At 35.1% G+C, this 19,602-nt stretch carries 24 protein-coding genes, 1 tRNA gene and 1 pseudogene; 18 read left to right on the forward strand and 8 right to left on the reverse strand.

Going from position 1 to position 19,602, the window contains the following annotated elements:
• Positions 1-9: 9 nt before the first annotated feature.
• From MTQ00_RS02330 to MTQ00_RS02340, 3 genes are all read left to right on the forward strand, one after another.
• The gene (locus MTQ00_RS02330) at positions 10-429 is read left to right on the forward strand and encodes a hypothetical protein (RefSeq protein ID WP_273647566.1); all 420 of its coding nucleotides are present in this window, start codon (positions 10-12) and stop codon (positions 427-429) included.
• 247 nt (positions 430-676) lie between these two features.
• Complete coding sequence (locus MTQ00_RS02335) at positions 677-1,261, forward strand: hypothetical protein (protein ID WP_172277902.1); 585 nt, start codon at positions 677-679, stop codon at positions 1,259-1,261.
• A gap of 178 nt (positions 1,262-1,439) precedes the next feature.
• The gene (locus MTQ00_RS02340; RefSeq protein WP_273647567.1) at positions 1,440-1,943 is read left to right on the forward strand and encodes a hypothetical protein; all 504 of its coding nucleotides are present in this window, start codon (positions 1,440-1,442) and stop codon (positions 1,941-1,943) included.
• A 35-nt stretch (positions 1,944-1,978) separates the two neighbouring features.
• Here MTQ00_RS02340 and MTQ00_RS02345 read toward each other — a convergent pair whose 3' ends face one another.
• Positions 1,979-2,830 (reverse strand): hypothetical protein, encoded by an 852-nt coding sequence (locus MTQ00_RS02345; protein ID WP_273647568.1) that lies wholly within the window; start codon positions 2,828-2,830, stop codon positions 1,979-1,981.
• A gap of 123 nt (positions 2,831-2,953) precedes the next feature.
• Here MTQ00_RS02345 and MTQ00_RS02350 point away from each other — a divergent pair, with 123 nt between their 5' ends.
• From MTQ00_RS02350 to MTQ00_RS02380, 7 genes are all read left to right on the forward strand, one after another.
• Entirely contained in the window at positions 2,954-3,730 is a 777-nt protein-coding gene (locus MTQ00_RS02350; protein ID WP_273647569.1) for an isocitrate lyase/PEP mutase family protein, read from the forward strand.
• Positions 3,730-4,773 (forward strand): bifunctional transcriptional activator/DNA repair enzyme AdaA, encoded by a 1,044-nt coding sequence (locus MTQ00_RS02355; RefSeq protein ID WP_273647570.1) that lies wholly within the window; start codon positions 3,730-3,732, stop codon positions 4,771-4,773. The genes MTQ00_RS02350 and MTQ00_RS02355 overlap by 1 nt, the downstream gene beginning before the upstream one ends.
• Before the next feature lie 48 nt (positions 4,774-4,821).
• Positions 4,822-5,355 carry a Crp/Fnr family transcriptional regulator gene (locus MTQ00_RS02360; RefSeq protein ID WP_273647571.1) on the forward strand — a complete coding sequence of 178 codons (534 nt, stop codon included), beginning with the start codon at positions 4,822-4,824 and terminating at the stop codon, positions 5,353-5,355.
• 54 nt (positions 5,356-5,409) lie between these two features.
• Entirely contained in the window at positions 5,410-5,964 is a 555-nt protein-coding gene (locus tag MTQ00_RS02365; protein WP_273647572.1) for a DinB family protein, read from the forward strand.
• Between the two features lie 78 nt (positions 5,965-6,042).
• The gene (locus MTQ00_RS02370; protein ID WP_172277915.1) at positions 6,043-6,648 is read left to right on the forward strand and encodes a DUF2911 domain-containing protein; all 606 of its coding nucleotides are present in this window, start codon (positions 6,043-6,045) and stop codon (positions 6,646-6,648) included.
• 5 nt (positions 6,649-6,653) lie between these two features.
• Entirely contained in the window at positions 6,654-7,178 is a 525-nt protein-coding gene (locus MTQ00_RS02375) for a GNAT family N-acetyltransferase (RefSeq protein ID WP_273647573.1), read from the forward strand.
• Between the two features lies 1 nt (position 7,179).
• Entirely contained in the window at positions 7,180-7,539 is a 360-nt protein-coding gene (locus MTQ00_RS02380) for a cupin domain-containing protein (RefSeq protein ID WP_273647574.1), read from the forward strand.
• Positions 7,540-7,623: 84 nt separating this feature from the next.
• On the opposite strand, the gene MTQ00_RS02385 is transcribed toward MTQ00_RS02380, so the two are convergent.
• From MTQ00_RS02385 to MTQ00_RS02395, 3 genes are all read right to left on the reverse strand, one after another.
• A complete protein-coding gene (locus MTQ00_RS02385; RefSeq protein WP_273647575.1) occupies positions 7,624-8,367 on the reverse strand; it encodes a dienelactone hydrolase family protein in 744 nt (247 codons plus the stop codon).
• Positions 8,368-8,560: 193 nt separating this feature from the next.
• Positions 8,561-9,172, reverse strand: a complete 612-nt coding sequence (locus MTQ00_RS02390; protein ID WP_273647576.1) for an HAD family hydrolase — start codon at positions 9,170-9,172, stop codon at positions 8,561-8,563.
• A gap of 232 nt (positions 9,173-9,404) precedes the next feature.
• Complete coding sequence (locus MTQ00_RS02395; RefSeq protein ID WP_273647577.1) at positions 9,405-9,839, reverse strand: type I restriction enzyme HsdR N-terminal domain-containing protein; 435 nt, start codon at positions 9,837-9,839, stop codon at positions 9,405-9,407.
• Between the two features lie 6 nt (positions 9,840-9,845).
• Here MTQ00_RS02395 and holA point away from each other — a divergent pair, with 6 nt between their 5' ends.
• The 4 genes from holA (at position 9,846) to MTQ00_RS02415 (ending at position 13,878) form a co-directional block, all read left to right on the forward strand.
• Positions 9,846-10,883 (forward strand): DNA polymerase III subunit delta, encoded by a 1,038-nt coding sequence (gene holA, locus MTQ00_RS02400; RefSeq protein WP_273647578.1) that lies wholly within the window; start codon positions 9,846-9,848, stop codon positions 10,881-10,883.
• A gap of 268 nt (positions 10,884-11,151) precedes the next feature.
• A complete protein-coding gene (gene trxB / locus MTQ00_RS02405; protein ID WP_172277927.1) occupies positions 11,152-12,093 on the forward strand; it encodes a thioredoxin-disulfide reductase in 942 nt (313 codons plus the stop codon).
• A gap of 226 nt (positions 12,094-12,319) precedes the next feature.
• Positions 12,320-12,404: transfer RNA gene (locus MTQ00_RS02410), tRNA-Ser, on the forward strand.
• A gap of 253 nt (positions 12,405-12,657) precedes the next feature.
• Entirely contained in the window at positions 12,658-13,878 is a 1,221-nt protein-coding gene (locus tag MTQ00_RS02415; protein ID WP_273647579.1) for a site-specific integrase, read from the forward strand.
• Positions 13,879-14,662: 784 nt separating this feature from the next.
• Here MTQ00_RS02415 and MTQ00_RS02420 read toward each other — a convergent pair.
• Both MTQ00_RS02420 and MTQ00_RS02425 read right to left on the reverse strand, forming a co-directional pair.
• Positions 14,663-15,007: a hypothetical protein gene (locus MTQ00_RS02420; RefSeq protein ID WP_273647580.1), complete on the reverse strand. Its 345-nt coding sequence runs from the start codon at positions 15,005-15,007 to the stop codon at positions 14,663-14,665.
• Between the two features lie 54 nt (positions 15,008-15,061).
• Positions 15,062-15,385: a helix-turn-helix domain-containing protein gene (locus MTQ00_RS02425; RefSeq protein WP_273647581.1), complete on the reverse strand. Its 324-nt coding sequence runs from the start codon at positions 15,383-15,385 to the stop codon at positions 15,062-15,064.
• Positions 15,386-15,541: 156 nt separating this feature from the next.
• On the opposite strand from MTQ00_RS02425, the gene MTQ00_RS02430 reads away from it, so the two are divergent.
• The 4 genes from MTQ00_RS02430 (at position 15,542) to MTQ00_RS22340 (ending at position 18,294) form a co-directional block, all read left to right on the forward strand.
• Positions 15,542-16,297 carry a hypothetical protein gene (locus MTQ00_RS02430; RefSeq protein ID WP_273647582.1) on the forward strand — a complete coding sequence of 252 codons (756 nt, stop codon included), beginning with the start codon at positions 15,542-15,544 and terminating at the stop codon, positions 16,295-16,297.
• A 149-nt stretch (positions 16,298-16,446) separates the two neighbouring features.
• Positions 16,447-16,875: a hypothetical protein gene (locus tag MTQ00_RS22335; protein ID WP_442868071.1), complete on the forward strand. Its 429-nt coding sequence runs from the start codon at positions 16,447-16,449 to the stop codon at positions 16,873-16,875.
• A complete protein-coding gene (locus MTQ00_RS02435; protein WP_273647583.1) occupies positions 16,872-17,912 on the forward strand; it encodes a sporulation-delaying protein SdpB family protein in 1,041 nt (346 codons plus the stop codon). Before MTQ00_RS22335 ends, MTQ00_RS02435 begins: the two co-directional genes overlap by 4 nt.
• 172 nt (positions 17,913-18,084) lie before the next feature.
• Positions 18,085-18,294 (forward strand): PH domain-containing protein, encoded by a 210-nt coding sequence (locus MTQ00_RS22340; RefSeq protein WP_442868040.1) that lies wholly within the window; start codon positions 18,085-18,087, stop codon positions 18,292-18,294.
• A gap of 669 nt (positions 18,295-18,963) precedes the next feature.
• Here the strand turns inward: MTQ00_RS22340 and MTQ00_RS02440 are convergent.
• Both MTQ00_RS02440 and MTQ00_RS22345 read right to left on the reverse strand, forming a co-directional pair.
• Positions 18,964-19,212: a hypothetical protein gene (locus MTQ00_RS02440; protein ID WP_273647584.1), complete on the reverse strand. Its 249-nt coding sequence runs from the start codon at positions 19,210-19,212 to the stop codon at positions 18,964-18,966.
• A gap of 113 nt (positions 19,213-19,325) precedes the next feature.
• A pseudogene (locus MTQ00_RS22345) lies at positions 19,326-19,406 on the reverse strand (hypothetical protein); the annotation flags it as partial.
• Positions 19,407-19,602: the final 196 nt, after the last annotated feature.

The following is a 19,602-nucleotide window of genomic DNA, read 5'->3' on the forward strand; positions in this document are numbered from 1 at the left end:
ATATATTATATGAAAAATAAAAGAATTTTCATTGTTGGAGTGTGTATAGTAGTCTTCTTAACCGCATTTTTTTATGCTTTATTTGAAAACCCCTATAAGACCGTAAAAATCAAAGTACTCGATTGTGAATATACTTACAGAGACTATTATTTTGATGATTGGAAACTAAGGGATTCCTATATAAAACCACAACCAACCACAGCATTTGGAAAACAGTTCGCTGAAAAAGAAATTGGGATGTGTTTGTATAGTAAATATTTTCAAACATTACATTCACAATATAAAATTGAACTTTTAAAATTGTTCAAAAACAGTGAAGAGGTAATAATTACAGAAAAGAATTTTGTAATTGATAAGGAGTTTAAAAATAAGACGGGGTTAAATAAACCAAAAGACTCTATTGATTTCAATCAATATTATCTTGAGTAAAGTTTTGGTTCTACAATATAAGGTTTACGATATTACAAAGGTTATCATACAATGACTTCGGACATTTTTCTTACCATAGTTCTAAACGCACTTTAATGAATAATTTAAGGTGTGTTTTTATTTTTGGCGAATATTTTATTGGGTTTATTTTAATGTACGATAAACATTGGAAAAATTAAAGAGAGTAGGTAAAAGGAAATTGATAAATATGTAAATTAGCCCGTTAAAATTTATTAAATAAAATTGAATGAAATCAAAATTTAAAATTTTTGTTTTAGGTGTTTCGTTGACGTCTTTAACGAGTTGTGCATTATCTAATTCTGTTCAGAAAATTAATTATCAATCAGGGTTAAAAATTGATAATAAATTAGCTTCCAGTAAGACTGTTCAGATCGATCCTATGAAAGATACAAGGGGATATCAGGATAATAAAGTTATTTTCTATAAGAAAAACATGTACAACCAAACCATGTCCGGTGCTTATATGGCTGAAAAACCTGTTTCAGAAATCCTTACGGACGCTATAAAAAACGGGCTTAAAGAAAAGAATGTTAACTTAGGCAGCGATAATAAAAGTTTTACGTTAAAATCAGAATTACAAAAAATGGATTACGAAGCCATTTCCGGATTCTCTACTGTTCAGCTGATTCCTCAGATCACCGTAAAGTTTCAGTTGATTGACAATGAAGGAAAAGTGGTTTGGACTGATCTGATAACAGGAAAGGCAAACACAAAAGGAGCCAAATTTGAAAAATTCCTGCCACCGGCTATCGACAATCTTGTAGAGCAGCTGGTCAACAGCCAGGATTTCCTGAATACGATAAAAGAATAATCGATATTTTGATATAAAAAAACAGATAATTTTTGCCCCGTAATTTTTTACGGGGTTTTTAGTTGATGTAAACATATTAGTTTTTTTTTGCCGATTTATTTATAAATTAGAGCGTTAAAATTCAGGCTGTTAAAATTGTAAAAAAACTAATAGGAATTCCATCAAATCAAAAGTAACCATGGCAGAATATAACGCAAAATCAAATAATGCTTTATCTTTTGAAGTGACAAAAGATGAGAAATTAATTGGAAAACTTTCTTATAATAGCTGGTTTAAGTTCAATGCAGTCATTGACCTGGCGGATTATTCCCATTATGTAATAGAACCTAAAGGTTTTTGGGGAACAACGATTGAACTGAAATACCATGATCGTGTTCTGCTGAAGTTCAGAATGAACTGGAACGGAGAAATCGTCATTCAGACCCATTTTAATGATTGTAAAAAAAGTTATGCCTTTAAGCACAGAGGGATTTTTAAAGAATCTTTCGTGCTGGTGGATGAAGAGGGTTCTGAATATGTAGTGATGAAACCTAATTTTAAGTGGAATAACCCCGATTATGAATACCAGATCGCTACCTCCGAAGCTTTTGAAGAAATTCCTGATAAAGAAATTATATTGATCACTTCATTGCATTGTGCCAATTATTACATGTCTATGATGAGTTCAGCCTCTGTAATATAACTATAGAATGCCTAACATTAGCTAGTTTTTTATTTTTAATTGATTTTATAATAAGGATCGGAGAAATATCGGCTGGGTTTAATATAAGCTGTTTTCCGGTCTGCATCAAATATCCATATGAACCTTTTGATCAGGTCAGCTGCAAAATAACTTACTTTTTGCGTTTTAAGATCTCCGGCAAAGAATCCTGCAGAAACATTTTTTAATGTTGTATTTCCGATTTTAAACTCAGGTAAAATTCCTTGTTTTGTGATCACACTTTTTCCGCTGGAATTCTTTAATGTTTTCTCGCCCGTTATTTTTAATTTTTTATCCAGCAGGTTATCTTCCGCAAGCTGATTATTGTACAGAAGTCCACCGGAATATCCCGATTGTAACAGAAAGCGGCCGGTAATTGTCTTCCCATCGATTATATTTTCTGCTTCAATAAACAACTGATCCCTTTCCGGATATAATTTTATAGGCTGAAATCCCTCCAGATCGGGTAGATGATCATAAATTACAAACTGATTATGGTCATAATCGATCTTGAAGGCCTTTCCGGAGAAAGCTCCTGTTCCGAACTTTCCGTCAGCTTCATGTCCGGTCAGTTCATTATCAAAAAAACGCACATTTTTCCAGGTGATTTTTTCCAATTGTACTCTGTTGTTGTCACTGATTTCATCCTTATTAAAGATAATATGATCTACCTTCCGGGTTCGTTGAGGGGATATTGAAGCATCCTCCATGGCAATCTGAAACATCAGATCTAGTGAATCCTTGTCATTAACCAGTGCTTTTACAATAATATTATTGTGCTTGGTTAATCTGAAAGGAATTGTTTCCTGTGCGTGAAGAGTAGTGAGGCCAATAAGGAAAAAGAGTATGAATTTTATTTTTGTCAGCATGGATAAAAGATTTCGGTATAGAAATTAACCTTTATTTTTGAAATATAAAAGAATAAAAATACTTGTTCATTTTTCGGTTGCAAAATATACCACATAGTACTTAATTTTATAAAAAAAAGAGAAATGACAAATATTCAACTTTTCAGAGATCTGCATCATGGTAATGAACCTTTATTGGTGGGAAATGTATGGAATGTACAAAGCGCGAAAGTATACGAAAAGCTGGGCTATAAAGCTTTAGCCACTTCAAGCTCTGCGGTAGCGCATAGTTTGGGGTACGAGGATGGAGAAGAGATGAGTTTTGATGAGTATTTCTATATGGCTGAAAGGATACTGAAATCTGTTCATATTCCTGTATCCGTGGACCTGGAAGCGGGTTATGGAAATACAACCGATGAGATCGTTTCCAATATTTCCAAACTGTCGGCTGCCGGAGCTGTAGGGATTAATATTGAAGACAGTATCGTGGTGGACGGAAAAAGGAGATTACTATCACAGGATGAGATTTATGAAAAATTCCGACCTGTTATTTCAAAACTGAAAGACAATGCTGTTGAGATTTTCATCAATTTCCGCACAGATCCCTTTTTGATGGGAATTGAAAATCCTGTTGAAGAAACTTTGCAAAGAATCCGGATCTTTGAAGAACTGGGAGTGGATGGGATCTTTGTACCGTGTATTACCGATGAAGAGGATATCAAAACCATTGTGAACGCCACGGAGACTCCTATCAATGTTATGTGTATGCCGGAATTACCCGATTTTGAAACTTTAAAAACGCTTAATGTAAAAAGAATTTCCTCAGGTAGTTTTTTAAACGGATACATTTATGATCATTTGGAAGATGCGGGCCGCGAGGTTGTTGCAAAACAAAGCTTTTCACCTATTTTTATATCATAATGAGGCTTACAGAAGACAGAATGTATCAGGCTTCCCTGGAAAAGGATTCCACATTTGAAGGAACGTACTGGATGGCCGTAAAAACGACCGGAATATTCTGCCGTCCCACCTGCACTGCCAGAAAGCCCAAAAGAGAAAATGTGGAGTTTTTTTTAGACACGAAAGAGGCTATCGCACATGGTTACAGAGCATGCAAAGTATGCAGGCCGCTGGAAAAACTCAATGAAACACCATCCTACATCCGGGAATTGCTGAATGAATTAATGGGTGATGAATCGGTGAAAATTAAAGACTCCGACTTGATCGCGAGAAATATAGAGCCGGTAACAGTTCGCCGTTGGTTTTTGAAAAATCACGGGATCACTTTTCATGCTTTTCAAAGGAAACTGAAGGTAAATAAGGCTTTCAAAAGGATTAAAAACGGGGAAAGTATTCTCGATGCCGCAATGGCCTCGGGTTATGAAAGTCTGAGTGGTTTTAATGAACGCTTTAAAAATATAGTAGGAGTCTCCCCAAAACATACAGGAAGGCAGAAGATTATTGACCTTAAAAGGATTGAAACACCTTTAGGAATCATGTTTGCTTGTGCTGTTGATGAAGGAATCTGTCTTCTTGAATTTACAGACCGGAAAAATATGGACCGGCAGTTTGCTTCGTTGTCAAAATTCCTCAATGCAGAAATCGTTCAGGGAGAAAACAAACATTTCCAGCAGCTCGAAAGAGAATTACAGGAATATTTTGAGGGCAGGCGAAAGTCTTTTGATGTTCCGTTATACATAACGGGTACAGAGTTTCAGGAAAAAGTATGGCAGCTGCTACGTGAAATTCCAATGGGAGAGACCAGGACCTATAAGCAGCAATCTGAGGTTTTAGGAAACCCAAAGGCTATACGTGCTGTAGGAACCGCCAATGGGATTAATAAAATAGCTATATTGGTTCCTTGTCATAGGGTGATCGGGTCTAATGGTGACCTGGTTGGCTATGCCGGTGGCATCTGGAGAAAACAAAAATTACTGGAGCTGGAAAAAGCGATCTTATTCTGATTTTTTATTTAAATTTATAGAACACATCATAACAAATATCCGGAATTTATGAGTTCTGTAAATACCATCCAAACAATGATCGATGCCGGTTTATTTCAGGCTCAGAAAACCATTCAGCGATACCAGTTTTTAAAAGTAAAAGGAGAGACTGATACTCATATTTACTTTGTGCAAGAAGGAAGTGTAAGGATTTTTATCATGGATGAGGATGAAGAACGGATCGTCAGGTTTGGATATAAGGGGAACATTATTGTTTCACTTGATTCTTTTTTATCAGAAAAACCCTCTGATTTTTACATCCAGGCTATAAAAAGGACTACTGTAAAAATAGCCACCAAGAAAAATTTTTATGAGTTGATCCGGTCGGATTACCAGCATCTGAATTGGTGGACCCATGTTCTGGAAGATCTCGTTCTGCAACAGATTGAAAGGGAAAAAGATCTCCTGATCTATTCTCCCCGTGAGCGTTTTGAGAGGGTTTTGAAAAGGAGTCCGAAGCTGTTTCAGGAGATTCCCAATAAATATATTGCCAATTATCTGCGCATGAGCCCCGAAACATTATCGAGGCTAAAGAAATCTTGAGTTCAATCAAGATTTCAGAATGGATTAATCCTGAAGTTTGTAGAAAAAGGATCAATGAAAATTCTTACCGCTCAATTATTATCAGAATTAAAGGAAATTACGCAAAATAACACCCGGTACGTAGAAACTCTTCTCAATAGAACGGATCAGGAACTCAATTACAGAACCTCTGAAAACTCCTGGACTGTACTGGAATGTATAGCGCACCTTAACCGGTACGGTCAATTTTATATTCCGGAAATCCACCGAAGGATATTATCTTCAAAATTTCCACCCAAAGTTACTTTTTCACCTGGAATTTTAGGGGACTACTTCGCAAAGTCCATGCTTCCAAAAGAGAAGCTTAATCCAATGAAAACATTCAAAACAATGAATTCCATTCACAGTAAATTGGATAAGAACGTGTTGAAGGATTTTATTGAACAACAGCATCAATTACTCGGACTGCTTGAGAAAGCTAAAGATATTAACCTTGAAAAGACCAGAACGAACATCAGTATTTCAAAGCTTATTAAACTGAAGCTGGGAGACACTTTACGTTTTGTGATCTACCATCATTTGAGGCATATTGAGCAGGCAAAAAAAGTATTGGAAAGTCTTAAAAATTAATAGTGCGAAAGCAAAAATTATTAAGAATGGGGAGGGCTGTTTTATTTTGATTTCGTAATTTTAGGCAAAAATTTACACGTGAAGAAATTACTATTCGCAGTTTGCCTGTCTGCTTCAGCTTTAAGTTTTGCACAGGATTATTCTGTACCGGCAGCAAGTCCACGTCAGAGAGTGGAACAACAATTTTCGATGTCTAAGATTACGATCGATTATGGAAGACCCGGAGTGAAAGGCCGTAAAATTTTCGGTGAATTGGTTCCTTATGGACAGGTGTGGAGAGCAGGAGCAAACTCTTCAACAAAAATTACTTTCGGACAGTCCGTTAACTTTGGAGGGAAAACAGTTCCTGCAGGGACTTATGGACTATTCATTATTCCAACTGAAAAAGAATGGAAAGTTATTTTAAATAAAGATTTCCAGCAATGGGGCGCGTACACCTATGATCCAAAGCAGGATGTTGTAGACGTTACCGTACCCGTAAATAAATTAGCAGATAAGCAGGAATGGTTTGAAATTACATTAAACCCTACCGATGAAAATTCCGGAAATTTGGTTATTAAGTGGGATATGGCTCAGGCAGAAGTTGCTTTGAAGCCGGCAAAATTAGATGCGGTGATCAAAATTTCTGATAAGTTGAAAGAAATCAAGAAAATAGAAACCGACGCAGCTAAAACCAAAAGCTAAGACGTATGAATTTCTCTGTTCAACCTATTTTAGAAAATGATGAACTTCAATTAATCCCCTTGGTACAAGGGGATTTTGAATCTGTATACGAGCTGGCTTCAGATCCTAAGGTCTGGGAACAACACCCGAACAAAGACCGTTACAAGAGAGACATTTTTGAAAGCTTTTTTCAGGGAGCGATGGAAAGTAAAGGAGCTTTTAAAATTATTGATAAAGCATCGGGAGACGTATTGGGAAGCTCCCGTTATTATAATTACGACGAAGATGACAGCAGCATCTTTATCGGGTATACGTTTTATGGAACAAAATCCTGGGGAAAAGGCATCAATCCTAAAGTGAAAAAGCTGATGCTGGATTACATTTTTCAGTTCGTGGATAAAGTTCATTTCCATGTAGGAAAAGAAAATCTCCGCTCCCAGATTGCTATGGAACGATTGGGAGGTGTAAAAACAGGAGAAGAAGAGGTTGCTTATTTTGCAGAACCTACCCGGACCAACTTTGTGTACGAAATCAAAAAGAAAGCTGGCTGAAATGAAAAAATATAAAATTCAGAAATCCCCTTTTATCGTTCCCACTACAGATGGGAAACTCATTGAGGAACATTGGGGAAATTCTACGAATAATTCAGATATATCAATTGCTCATATGGTAGCACCTCCCGGTTGGAGCGAACCTCACCAGACTCCTCAGTTTGATGAATTTACCATTATTGTTTCCGGAAAAAAGCAGTTTGAAATTGACGGTGAAACGGTCATCCTTGAAAAGGGGCAAAGCATTCTTGTGGAAAAGGGAGCCAGAGTACGTTACAGTAATCCTTTTACTGAGCCCTGTGAATACATTGCGATCTGTCTTCCTGCCTTTTCCATGGAACTGGTGAACAGGGAAGAGTAGCCATTAATAAGAAACCGGACAGTATATTGATCTGACAATATAAGGTTGTTGTATCGCCAGATCAATACATTGTCCGGATAAAAGTTACTTCAGAATTTCTTTCAAAAACATCAGGGTATGGTTCCATGCTCTCTTAGCCATCACTTCATTGTAATCAGGAGATTTTGGATCAGTAAACGTATGCTTTGAATGAGCATAGGTGATGATCTGCCAGTCAGCAGCCCCGTCGTTCATTTCTTTCACCAGGTTATCATAATCCTGTTGGGTAACTCCTTTATCGTCTGCTGGATTTTCAATCAGCATTTTCGTTGAGATCGGACCGTTCTTTCTTGTCTGGTCCTTACCAATGCTTCCATGAATCGATACAACACCGGCTACAGGCATATTGGCCCTGGCAACTTCCAAAGCTCCGGTTCCACCGAAACAATAGCCGATCACAGCTACTTTCCCGTTGGATGCACCGCTCTTTTTAAGCTGTTCTAACGCCAATGAAATCCGTTTTTGATATTCCGTATAATTTTGTTTGTAATGTCCCGCTGCTTTTCCGGCTGCGTCGTTGTCGGCAGGAACATTCCCTTCACCGTAAATATCAGCAATAAACGCAATATAACCTTGTTTTTCAAGCTCTACAGCAGCTGTTTTGGCTTCGTCATCAATTCCTTTCCAGGCGGGTAAAATCAGTATTCCCGGAAGCTTTTTTCCGGCATTGGATGTTACAAGGCCATTGAGCTTCTGTGAGCCGTCCTGATAAGAAACGGGTTTTAAGTTTTGACTGAATAATGCTCCCGATGTCATAAAAAGGGTGGTTAATAAGATGGAACGTATCATATTTTGTTATTTTAATTACACTAATTATTCTTTAATAGCTGAAGGAATATGGATGAGATACGATCTTGAAACTGCATGTAAAGAGAGGGGATTTCTCCTCAATAAAGTAACAAAAATGTATCAAAATCCTCATCTAAGTTAATAAAAATAACTTATTAGAAGAACCATTAAAACATTGTTAATCCGTTATTTATTAGAATTTCAATCCCAAACCGATCAGTTCTTTTTCCAGATCTGTTGTAGGATATACCTGTATGGTATGAAAACCTAAAGATTCTGCCATTTCAATATTCTTTGGATTGTCATCTATAAAAACAGATTCATGAGCATGGATATCGTAACGTTCCAGTAGGAGATGCCATATTTTGGGATCCGGTTTTATCAGTTTTTCGGTTCCTGAGACCACAATTTTTCCATCAAAAAGCTGGAAGAAATCATAATTTTCAAGAGCGTAGGGAAATGTTTCTTCAGACCAGTTGGTGAGTCCGTAAAGATGATAATTGGTTTTGCTGAGTTTTCTTAAAACCTCCACATTTTGTGGAATATCACTTTTCAGCATAACATGCCAGTTGTCATAATAGGCTCTAAGCTCTCTTTCCCAATCCGGAAATTTCTGAACCTGAATGTTGGTTCCTTCCATAAGACTTCTTCCCCGGTCCTGTTCCTCATTCCATTCAGACTGTGCGATGTGGGTAAGGAAATATTCCATTTTCTCATCGTCATTGAAATAGTCCCTGAAAAAATATCTTGGGTTCCAATCCATTAAAACGCCCCCGAAATCGAATATAATATTCCTGATGTTCATAGTAATCCGCTCAATATTTACTAACCGCACAATAGCTTTATCATCTGAATTTTACATTCAACTGAATCTCTTAAGTGCTTTGTTATTTAATGATTTACAATTTTTGTAGCTTAAATGTAGGGAGATTTATGCTCTTATGAACTATAGACTGTGTTTAAAAATTGTGAACTATTAGTTAACGGGAGGATTCATATACAATCGGTTGCTGATGTGTTGAATGGCAAATGGAATTTTAATGATCCGCTTTATAAAACTGATACTGCTCATTCTCAAAATAAGCATTGATATGTTGAAGGCCGTTGGTAAGGACAATTTCTTTAGCTCCGATGATCGAATTGTATCTTGCCGTTTGTTCAAAAGTTTTTTCCGTCAGTTTAATATGGGGAGCTTTGCATTCCACCAAAACAATAGGCTGGGCTTTTTCTGTGATCAGCAGGTCAACTCTTTTTGTGAGGCCGTTTAAAACGATCTTTTTTTCCGTAACCAAAGCAGATACGGAGTAGGATTTTACAGTAAGATAATAATGTATCCAATGTTGTCTTACCCATTCTTCAGGGGTAAGCAAAAGGTAAGTTTTACGAACCAAGTCATAAATAAAAAACTTATCTTTGTCTTTCTTGAATTTAAAATCAAAAGTTTCCTGAAAATTCAGTTTTGGAAGTTCCATTAAAAGATGAAAGAATTAGATTTAATCCTCAAAAATATTAAAAATAAAGAAGTTTTACCGATTTATTTTTTCCACGGAGATGAACCTTATTTTATTGATGTTGCCGTAAAGGCTCTTGAACACGACTTTCTGGAAGAGGATGAAAAAGCTTTCAACCAGACCGTGACCTATGGGAAAGATACTACCTATCAGGAAGTTCTTTCGCTGGCAAGACAATTTCCTATGATGGGGGACAAGCAGGTGATCATTGTAAAAGAAGCACAGGATCTCAGGCTGAATGAAGAGGAAAGCAGAATCCTGGAATCTTATGTTGAAAACCCTGTACCTTCCACCGTTCTTGTTTTTGCCCACAAGCATAAAAAGCTGGACAGCCGCAAAAAAGTAACAAAAGCATTGGACAAGGCAAAGGCTCTTTTCCTGAGCGAATCGATCCGGGAGAATAATCTTCCTAAATGGATTGCTGATGAATGCATCAAGCTGAATATTAAGACAGCACCTAATATTTCCCATCTTTTAGCGCAGTATCTTGGAAATGATCTTTCACGGATCGCCAATGAGCTTGGAAAATTAAAGATCATTTTAAAGGAAGGAGAAGTTCTGGACGGAACGATCGTTGAAAACCACATCGGGATCAGTAAAGAATTCAATGTCTTTGAACTTCAGAAGGCTTTGGGAACAAAGAATTCCAATGCAGCATTTAAAATTGCCCATTTTATGGGAAAAAATCCCAAGAATAATCCTTTTGTGATGATGCTGGCCAGTTTGTACAATTATTTTTCAAATGTAATTATTTACCAGACAATGGCAGGGCAGCCACCACAGGTTATCGCCTCTCAGATGGGAATCAACCCCTATTTTATAAAAGATTATGCAGAAACAGCCAGGCTATATCCTCTGAAACATGCAACAAGGGTTATTTCTATTTTAAGGGAATTCGATATGAAAGGAAAGGGGCTTGGTGCCGTGAATATGAGCGAAGCAGAATTGATCAAGGAACTGGTATATAAGATTATTAATGTGGATAAGTTTAAGATGAAGGTGTAGGTTGGATGAGAGTTGAGGGGGTAAGATTTTTATAGAGCGCTGAGAAGTCGGAGATTGCTCATGTTGACATATAAAGCGATTTCGCGATTAAGCAATTTAGCAGTTTTGAAACTCTGATGAACCCGAAACCAGCGCCTGATAACCAATACTACATTCATCGACAATCGACATATTGATTATTGACAAGTATCATTAAAATTCCTTTAATAAAACATTAAAAATTACGAAATTAGCGAACTTTAATTTTAATCTTTTTGAAAAGTAAATTATGGAGCAAAACATTTTAGATTGTGTAATAGTTGGATCAGGGCCATCTGGGTTCACAGCGGCAATTTATGCAGCAAGAGCAGATCTTAAACCTGAATTGTTCACAGGTTTGGAACCGGGCGGACAATTAACAACAACAACGGAGGTTGATAACTTTCCCGGATATCCTGCAGGTATTACAGGTCCTGAAATGATGATGGATTTGCAGAAACAGGCAGAAAGATTTGACACCAAAGTTCATTATGAAATGATCACAAAGGCTGAATTTTCTAAAGAAGTAGGTGGTGTTCATAAATTGTATGCTGGAAACAAAGAAATCCTGGCAAGAACAGTAATTATCTCTACAGGAGCCACTGCAAAATATCTGGGGCTGGACGATGAGAAAAAATATAATGGAGGAGGAGTATCTGCTTGTGCCACTTGTGATGGATTTTTCTACAGAGGAAAAGACGTAGTGGTAGTAGGAGCGGGTGATACAGCTGCTGAGGAAGCTACCTATCTTGCAAAATTGGTGAATAAAGTAACCATGTTGGTAAGAAAGGATGAGTTCAGAGCTTCAAAAGCAATGGTTCACAGAGTTCAGAATACACCGAATATTGAAGTGAAGTTTCATCACGAATTGATCGGGATCGAAGGGGAAAACAATCTTGTAGAAAGAGCTGTGGTGATCAATAACCAGACTCAGGAAAAATCTACCGTGGATGTGCACGGGATCTTTATTGCCATCGGCCACAAGCCTAATACAGATATCTTCGCCGGACAAATTGATCTGGATGAAAACGGGTATATTCAAACGGAGAAAGGATCAACAAGAACCAACCTTCCTGGTGTTTTTGCAGCAGGAGATGTTCAGGATCACATCTACAGACAGGCCATTACAGCTGCGGGAAGCGGATGTATGGCAGCCATGGATGCTGAAAAGTATCTTGCTGAACTGCATTAATACTTGAATCAATACATCATATCATAAACGCATCATGAATTGGTGCGTTTATTTTTTATCCTGTTTGTTGATCAATACACACAGAAAGACAATCCCAGGAAATTAATCCGGTTGATTTCTAGCTGATTATTTTATTTTGTTAAAATTTATCCGGGAATTATTTTGTCAGAATTAAAAAACGTTCTATATTTGCACCACTGAAAACGAAGGCATAGCCGGAGTTCAGGGAGAGTTGGCAGAGTGGTCGATTGCGGCAGTCTTGAAAACTGTTGACTGTAACAGGTCCGGGGGTTCGAATCCCTCACTCTCCGCAAGGTTAGAAACCAAAATAAGCTAAAACGCTGTAAACATCATGTTTACAGCGTTTTTTGTTTTAGTGCAGTATCAAAAAAAAACAAACTAGGTCACGATTTATATGTCCTATTTCGTATCCCATTCGAAAAATAACAAAAATGGGTCACGAAAAATCACGGAAAGCCCGACCAATAAGCAGTCTAACGATTGTACATCTTGCAAAAAGTGGTAACAAAAAGTAAATTAGTAAATCATTAAAGTTATCACACAATGAACAAAACATTCAACCTGTTATTCTTTATCAAAAAGAATAAAATCAGAAACAACGGAACCGCTCCCATCTACTTACGAATTACGATAGACGGCAAGGCAGCAGACATTGCTGCTAAAAGGTATATCGATCCGAAGAAATGGGATGTTAAAGCACACAAAGCACTAAGCAATTCGCAAGAAGCAAAAACACTGAATCTCTATCTTAAAACTTTAGAACAGAAAGTTTACGATTTCCACTACCTGATGCTGAAAGATGAAAACTTTGTAACAGCAGAGAGTTTAAAATCTAAACTGCTTGGAACTGATATTGAGCAAAGAATGCTTATTCCGATATTCCAGGAGCATAATGACAAAGTGGAAGCTTTGGTTGGTAAGGATTTTGCCCCAGGAACACTGGAGCGTTATAAAACTTCTTTAAAGCATACACAGGAATTCATTAGATGGAAATACAAAGTTTCTGATATTGATATCACGCAAATCGATCACGGTTTTGTAAGTGATTATGACTTCTGGCTCCGCAGTGTACGTAAATGTGGAAACAATACAGCTGTGAAATACCTAAAGAATTTCAAAAAGATCATCCGATTATGTATGGCCCACGGATGGATCATTAAAGATCCTTTTCTGGGCTATAAAGCAAAGATTAAAGCTGTTGAACGTCCTTACCTTGCTAAAGAAGAAATTCAGATGATCTATGAGAAGGAATTTGTTTCCGATCGATTGAAGCAAGTACGAGATATTTTTCTTTTTAGTTGCTATACAGGTCTGGCTTATGTAGATGTAAAACAATTATCAAAATCTAACATCAATATTGGTATTGATGGGGAACAGTGGATTTTTACACATCGTCAAAAGACCGGTACTTCAACCAGAATTCCATTATTGACTTTAGCTCAGGAGCTGGTTTTAAAATATAAAAATCATCCGCAATGTGTGAATTCAGATGTCCTTTTCCCAGTTCTTAGCAATCAGAAAATGAATTCTTATCTCAAAGAAATTGCTAGTGTCTGTGGAATCAATAAAGATTTGACATTTCATATAGCAAGACATACTTTTGCTACTACTGTTACATTGTCTAATGGAGTACCGATTGAAAGCGTGAGCAAAATGCTGGGACATAAAAATATTAAAACTACACAACAATATGCTAAGATTTTGGATGAAAAATTGAGTAACGACATGTTAACTCTAAAAGGTAAACTTGGAGAACAAAAATAGACGTTATTTCTTGCTCAATTATCTTGGTAGAACAGTCATTAATTGAAAACGGAAAGTCTAAAATAATTCCTGTCAAGGGACCTTAACGAGCGTATCTTCAAACACTTTTATCGATGATTTGGTTCGATTAAGTCAAATTAAACTATACTTATAGAATCAATTTTTTCTTCAGAAATATTTAGTATTATAATTTGAAATTTACTATAAGTTAGGATAAGCACAAGTGGTGAACTGCTTTTAGCATTTATTGTTAAAAGTGTAAAGAAATTAAAGGTAGGTGGATAAATTAGCTGAAGTTTTTGCAAAGGGAGATGATTTATACGAAGCAAACAAGGACGGAGCTATCTATATCACAACCGATTCGGGCGATAATCGTTAGTCCAGATAGAATTATTGAGAGTACTAGATTCTATATTTGATGCCAGACCCGCAACAATGAATGCCGTTGGGTGTGCTTATTTTTTTATGGTGTTATCTAGTTATTAACCTGTTGTTTGAATTACTATAAAAAATATTAGCTTATCAATCAGGTAATTATAGACATTGAGGAGCATATCAGGATTAAGCATTTTCTAAATATTAATATTTGTATCAAGACTACAAATCAATTCCTGATTTCATCAGTTTAAGTTTTCAAATTATTAAATTTGGAATTCAAATTTGTAATGCAGTAAAATTGGAATCACTAGACTATTTCGAATCTCATTCTCTATTTCAGCTGTACAAAGCACTGAACCTTCCTGTAGACCTGTTTGATCTTACGGAGGGATTCACTATTTTCAATTTAAGAGATATTTGTTTCCACATTAAGAGATCCGGATACACGCGATAACGAATTGTTAATTATAACATAAAGTACTGCTTTTGGGTTTTCTATTCCATGGACTTTGTAAGGAACATTCATGTGGAAGTGGCCATCTGGAAGTTGAGTCCAATCAGATGGCTCAAATTTAAAAATATAATCTTTACGATTGAAGTATGGTAGTAATGTTGCAATAAGAGGGAATAAAATAACAAATACTAATGCAAGATAGTCTAATTCTTTTGTATAGTACCACTTATTAATTACATAGACTGCAGATCCTGTAGTTAAGGCGATACATATATTTTTAATGACATTATTTCTCACGATCAATCTCTATTTTACATCAATTAAATCTAGAAATTTCAAATATTTTCAAACTTATTGGAGATAAGTAAATAAATTATCCACAACCTCAGTTACAATTTTCTTAATCAACTCAGCATCTCTATTGTAAAAGCCACTACCTCCTAATAGTAATGAATTAGCAAAAAGTTTTTGCTTACCACTGAATTCAATGACATCAAAAAAATTAATATCTAAAATTTCTAATAATTCACCCAGTTTTTTTATATCAAAATCATTTTCTCCCTTTTCTAAACGACTATACTGTGCTTGTGAAATATCAAGTAGATCTGCAATATATGTTTGAGAATAACCTTTTTGTATGCGTTTTTCTCTTATTTTTTCTAATCTGACTTTCATAATGTCAAAAATATAAATCAAAAATATAAAATTATTGTGAATTTATAAACAAAATAATTGTATTCTAAAAACGTATAAAGTATACATTTTACGGATTGTTAAATAAGGTATTAATCTATAGTTTTACCAAATATTAAAACTTAATAACATTATATTATGAAATCGGTAAGAAAAATCGCAAGTCATCCTATCATATTAGGTACATTACTTGCTTCGTTTTTAAACATGTCGTGTAGTCAAGGTGATACTCGTGACAATCAGAGTATTGAAATCAAAAATGAAAAAAACAGTAGTAATTTTTCAAAAATAGCATCGCTTAGTGATGCTGATGTTTTTAAAGGAGTAATGTTTTTTGAAGGAGATATTGCTAATAGCTTATCAGATTTTAAAGAATTAAACTTTAGAAACTTTATTACTGACAATACAAAAATTGCAGAGATTGAAGCATTCCAAAATAATGTTGTTAATAATATTGAAGTTTCAAATCCTGGTTATTTGGATAAATTCAGAACAGACATTTCTTCTGGGGATTATTACAAAGTTGAAGCTGCCATTAAAGAGGCTGCCCAGCTTGTAAGAAAAGAAACAATAGCATTAGCTCAAACTAATGATGCAACGGCAACAGAGCTTACAAATCTTTATGCGACACAGGTCAAAGAACAAAGTGACATCAGCAGTTCTACATCAGTCCCAGAGGTTGCTTCAAAAGCGAGACAAATCAAAATACAGGCTGGGGATACGGTTTGGTTTGATACTGACACTGTTGTTTGGGCAGTTGTGGCAGTTGCAGGAGCTGTGGTGGTTGTAGGTGCAGTAGCTGTGTTTTTATATGCTCCACAGACAGGAATGGATACTCCTTACTTACAAGAAAAATTTACTTCGGATGTAACAATGCAATTAAAGGGAATTTAAGTATTTTACATGAAGAAAGTAAGTATATATTCAATAATAGCTCTCTTTTCAGGGCTATTTATTGTTTTATTCATATTCTTTAAACTCCTCAGTGTTTATTTAGGAAATAATCCTCTTAACAATAGTCAGAGCATAAAAGCATCCTACGTATCGTTTTTTCCGGAAGGTTGGGCTTTTTTACCAAGACTTCAAAAGATCCAAAAATTCATATCTTTTCTGTCAAAGGGAATAAGATAGAATACCTTAATCTTAGAAATTTTTCTTCTGAATATTATTTTGGTATATCGAGACACAATCGGGTATTAAATGTTGAAATAGGCAATATTACACAAAGAATTAAAGAAGATTCTGTTAAATCTTTCACAATAACTACAAAGTCTGAATTAAATATTCTGGATGGGATAAAACCTGACACTTTACAATATTCAGATTTGGTGATAGATAAGAAAAGTATTAAAAATTTTAATGGAAGATACTTAATTTCATTGGAATTTCTCCCGCCCTGGTCTTTATTAAACCAAAGTCCAGAGTACCCTTCCAAATTTGTAGTTTTCCCCATAAATATTATCACGAAATGAGGTCATTAATTTTGTTGTTGGAAAGAAAATCTATATTTAGTGAGCGTTTAGCATTTGCCCGATCTATATTTGCTTTAGGCGCCTTATTAACTCTTTTATTCAATAACGTCCCAGAATTGGCTGATTTTGAGTTATTGTCGAATAAACAGGAAATGATATTCGTAAGAAATATACCACTCGCCAATTTCAGTATCTTCTATTTATTAGGTTTGGAGTTGGGAAAATATATTTCGATCCTGATCCTGCTATCTGTTTTTACGGGATATATTCCCCAGGTAACAGGCTTATTACAAGCATGGGTACATTATAGCATTTGTAATAGTTTCTTGGTTGTGGAAGGTGGTGATCAAATTGCCTCAAATCTTACCATTCTGCTTGTTCTTATCTGTTTATTTGATAATCGGTTAAATCAATGGAGACCAGAAAGAAAAAGTGAGGGAAGAAAGCCTATTAATGTTTTTTTTAATATATACTATTTTTTGATTATTCTTCAGGTTGCTATAATATACCTGCATTCGGCTGTTGGAAAACTATACAATGAAGAATGGAGAAATGGAACCTGTGCCTATTATTGGTTTACGCACAACGTATTTGGAGCGCCGGTTTGGATTCAGAGAATCTACAATATTTTTACACTAAGTAAATTTACTCCTTTATTTACATGGTCTGTAATTATCTTGGAACTCTTACTTTTTGCATGTATATTAGCTACCAATAGAAAATTAAGATATTCTTTTTTAATTGTTGGGTTGATTTTTCACTTGAGTATTATTTTTACTCATGGCTTAGTTTCTTTTTTCTGTTCCATGGCTGCAGCATTGATACTCTATCTTGATGATGAAAATATCATATATTCGAAAATAAAAAATTATTTATCAAAAACTATTATGGTAAGAAAGTACAAAGCTAAAATGGGCACAATGACTATAGTCTTAACATTAGTCTTAAATCTATTTATTATTAGTCTTTATTATTTTATTATTTTTAAAAAGATTATGTTGAGGTTCCTTCAGCAGCAGCGAAGTATTTTCTTTTAATGCTGTTTGCAATAATAGCGATAGTCCCCTATATATTACATCCTAGAGAGTATTTGATAAAGGATAATTATATCCTTATAAAATCACCTGTTTTTACAATAAAAAAGATTAACATTTATGATTTGGTGGATATAAAGAAACAAATACACGTGCATTCAACATGCATATGCGTATGTTTGCTTCGAAGGGTTTTTGGGGATACTTTGGAATATTTAATTCAAAACCATATGGCAGGTATTCAGTATATGCTTCCAATCTAACAGATCTTGTATTTATTATTACAAAGACTAAGGATATCACTATTATCAGCCCAAGACAAAGGCTTGATTTTATAACAACCTGTCAGAGTATCAGATCTCAGCAATTAGAAAAAATTAATTAGGACTCTGTAAAAAAGTATTCGAAGATAATAACATCCCGTTTTCAGCTTTTGAGAAAATTTTAAGGATTTCTTTAATGCAATTTGGAGGTAACAAGGGTGACGAATTTGAAATTATAAAAAGAAACGAAACCGAAAAATTCAATAAACCATCATTACCTACTTATTAAATATTTTCGATCAGTATTTTATCATTTATCTTTTCCCTTAAGTAAAGAAACTCTGAGTATAACCAAAGTTTGGATATATTGAAATCCCATAAGGGTTCATTTTCATTAATTATAACAAGTGTTTTATCATTAATGTCATATTCTTTCATAAAGTAACTGGTAAGTGATAACAAAATTTTTTAACTATCATGATTTACTGGGCTATAAAAGTATGGATTATTCGTCATGCTTATTTCTCAAATTAATAGACATTATTCTTGTTTCCAAAAGCTTAAATTCATGCATGGGGTATTTTATGGATGCGGTACCCAGTTTTTTCCAAGGGATTCCTTTAATAATTTATTGTTTCCGAATTATTCTTTTTATAAATAAAATCTTCTTTTGTAGGATGGTAATTCTTAAAGAACCATCTGGATCCTCCTACTGTGAGATGTTTCATGCTTAGTTTGTGAAGGTTATTTCTACTGACAATTTCCAGGGCCCTGCTGTTAATATTGATATTTTAAAAAGTGGCTATAAGCTCACCTTCAACACTGTATAGGTTACCTTCTTTTTCATACATGTCTCTGCTATTTGCAACCAGGTTTGCCCCGGTTCTTCTAAAATGGTCTTTACTGACAGATAGCTTTTCCAAGTTTTCAGCATGCAGGTGAAACCTATTACCATCTTTAAATGAGATCAGAAAAGGCTCGGTATTTGAATTTCCACGAAATGATGTTATACCAAACGGGGCACAGACCTTCGCTATCATTTTCCCTCTGATTATAATAAGCAGGTATATTATAAAAATCTTTTCTAGGTATTTGTTGAAGAATTTCATGAATTGTCTCATAATCAATTCCGATGGCTTACGCTTTTTTCATCTTATGATGTAATCAGGTGCTCAAGGCTTTTCATATCTCCATAGTTGGAAATAGCGTAGTTTTCAAAATTTTCAATAGATTTCCATTCTTCACCGGGAAGATTCCCGAGTGAAGTATTGTGAAAGACTTCACTAAAGTATTAGTTATCTATATTATCGGTCTGGATCATTAAAAAAATTGTTAACAAAAAAATATCACGGCATCCTGAAAACAAAAATATTAAACTCAAAATATGTTTAAAAGGAATGTGGTAGATTAGGAATACAAGCATCTTAAGT

It is taken from the genome of Chryseobacterium sp. B21-037 (genome assembly GCF_028570785.1).
GTDB classification, from domain to species: Bacteria; Bacteroidota; Bacteroidia; order Flavobacteriales; family Weeksellaceae; genus Chryseobacterium; species Chryseobacterium proteolyticum.

Bases quoted from the DNA above. Each gene is read 5' to 3' on its own strand.
- MTQ00_RS02330 (WP_273647566.1), top strand. From the start codon at position 10: ATGAAAAATAAAAGAATTTTCATTGTTGGAGTGTGTATAGTAGTCTTC.
- MTQ00_RS02335 (WP_172277902.1), top strand. From the start codon at position 677: ATGAAATCAAAATTTAAAATTTTTGTTTTAGGTGTTTCGTTGACGTCT.
- MTQ00_RS02340 (WP_273647567.1), top strand. From the start codon at position 1,440: ATGGCAGAATATAACGCAAAATCAAATAATGCTTTATCTTTTGAAGTG.
- MTQ00_RS02345 (WP_273647568.1), bottom strand. From the start codon at position 2,830: ATGCTGACAAAAATAAAATTCATACTCTTTTTCCTTATTGGCCTCACT.
- MTQ00_RS02350 (WP_273647569.1), top strand. From the start codon at position 2,954: ATGACAAATATTCAACTTTTCAGAGATCTGCATCATGGTAATGAACCT.
- MTQ00_RS02355 (WP_273647570.1), top strand. From the start codon at position 3,730: ATGAGGCTTACAGAAGACAGAATGTATCAGGCTTCCCTGGAAAAGGAT.
- MTQ00_RS02360 (WP_273647571.1), top strand. From the start codon at position 4,822: ATGAGTTCTGTAAATACCATCCAAACAATGATCGATGCCGGTTTATTT.
- MTQ00_RS02365 (WP_273647572.1), top strand. From the start codon at position 5,410: ATGAAAATTCTTACCGCTCAATTATTATCAGAATTAAAGGAAATTACG.
- MTQ00_RS02375 (WP_273647573.1), top strand. From the start codon at position 6,654: ATGAATTTCTCTGTTCAACCTATTTTAGAAAATGATGAACTTCAATTA.
- MTQ00_RS02380 (WP_273647574.1), top strand. From the start codon at position 7,180: ATGAAAAAATATAAAATTCAGAAATCCCCTTTTATCGTTCCCACTACA.
- MTQ00_RS02385 (WP_273647575.1), bottom strand. From the start codon at position 8,367: ATGATACGTTCCATCTTATTAACCACCCTTTTTATGACATCGGGAGCA.
- MTQ00_RS02390 (WP_273647576.1), bottom strand. From the start codon at position 9,172: ATGAACATCAGGAATATTATATTCGATTTCGGGGGCGTTTTAATGGAT.
- MTQ00_RS02395 (WP_273647577.1), bottom strand. From the start codon at position 9,839: ATGGAACTTCCAAAACTGAATTTTCAGGAAACTTTTGATTTTAAATTC.
- holA (WP_273647578.1), top strand. From the start codon at position 9,846: ATGAAAGAATTAGATTTAATCCTCAAAAATATTAAAAATAAAGAAGTT.
- trxB (WP_172277927.1), top strand. From the start codon at position 11,152: ATGGAGCAAAACATTTTAGATTGTGTAATAGTTGGATCAGGGCCATCT.
- MTQ00_RS02415 (WP_273647579.1), top strand. From the start codon at position 12,658: ATGAACAAAACATTCAACCTGTTATTCTTTATCAAAAAGAATAAAATC.
- MTQ00_RS02425 (WP_273647581.1), bottom strand. From the start codon at position 15,385: ATGAAAGTCAGATTAGAAAAAATAAGAGAAAAACGCATACAAAAAGGT.
- MTQ00_RS02430 (WP_273647582.1), top strand. From the start codon at position 15,542: ATGAAATCGGTAAGAAAAATCGCAAGTCATCCTATCATATTAGGTACA.
- MTQ00_RS02435 (WP_273647583.1), top strand. From the start codon at position 16,872: ATGAGGTCATTAATTTTGTTGTTGGAAAGAAAATCTATATTTAGTGAG.
- MTQ00_RS22340 (WP_442868040.1), top strand. From the start codon at position 18,085: ATGTTTGCTTCGAAGGGTTTTTGGGGATACTTTGGAATATTTAATTCA.
- MTQ00_RS02440 (WP_273647584.1), bottom strand. From the start codon at position 19,212: ATGATAGCGAAGGTCTGTGCCCCGTTTGGTATAACATCATTTCGTGGA.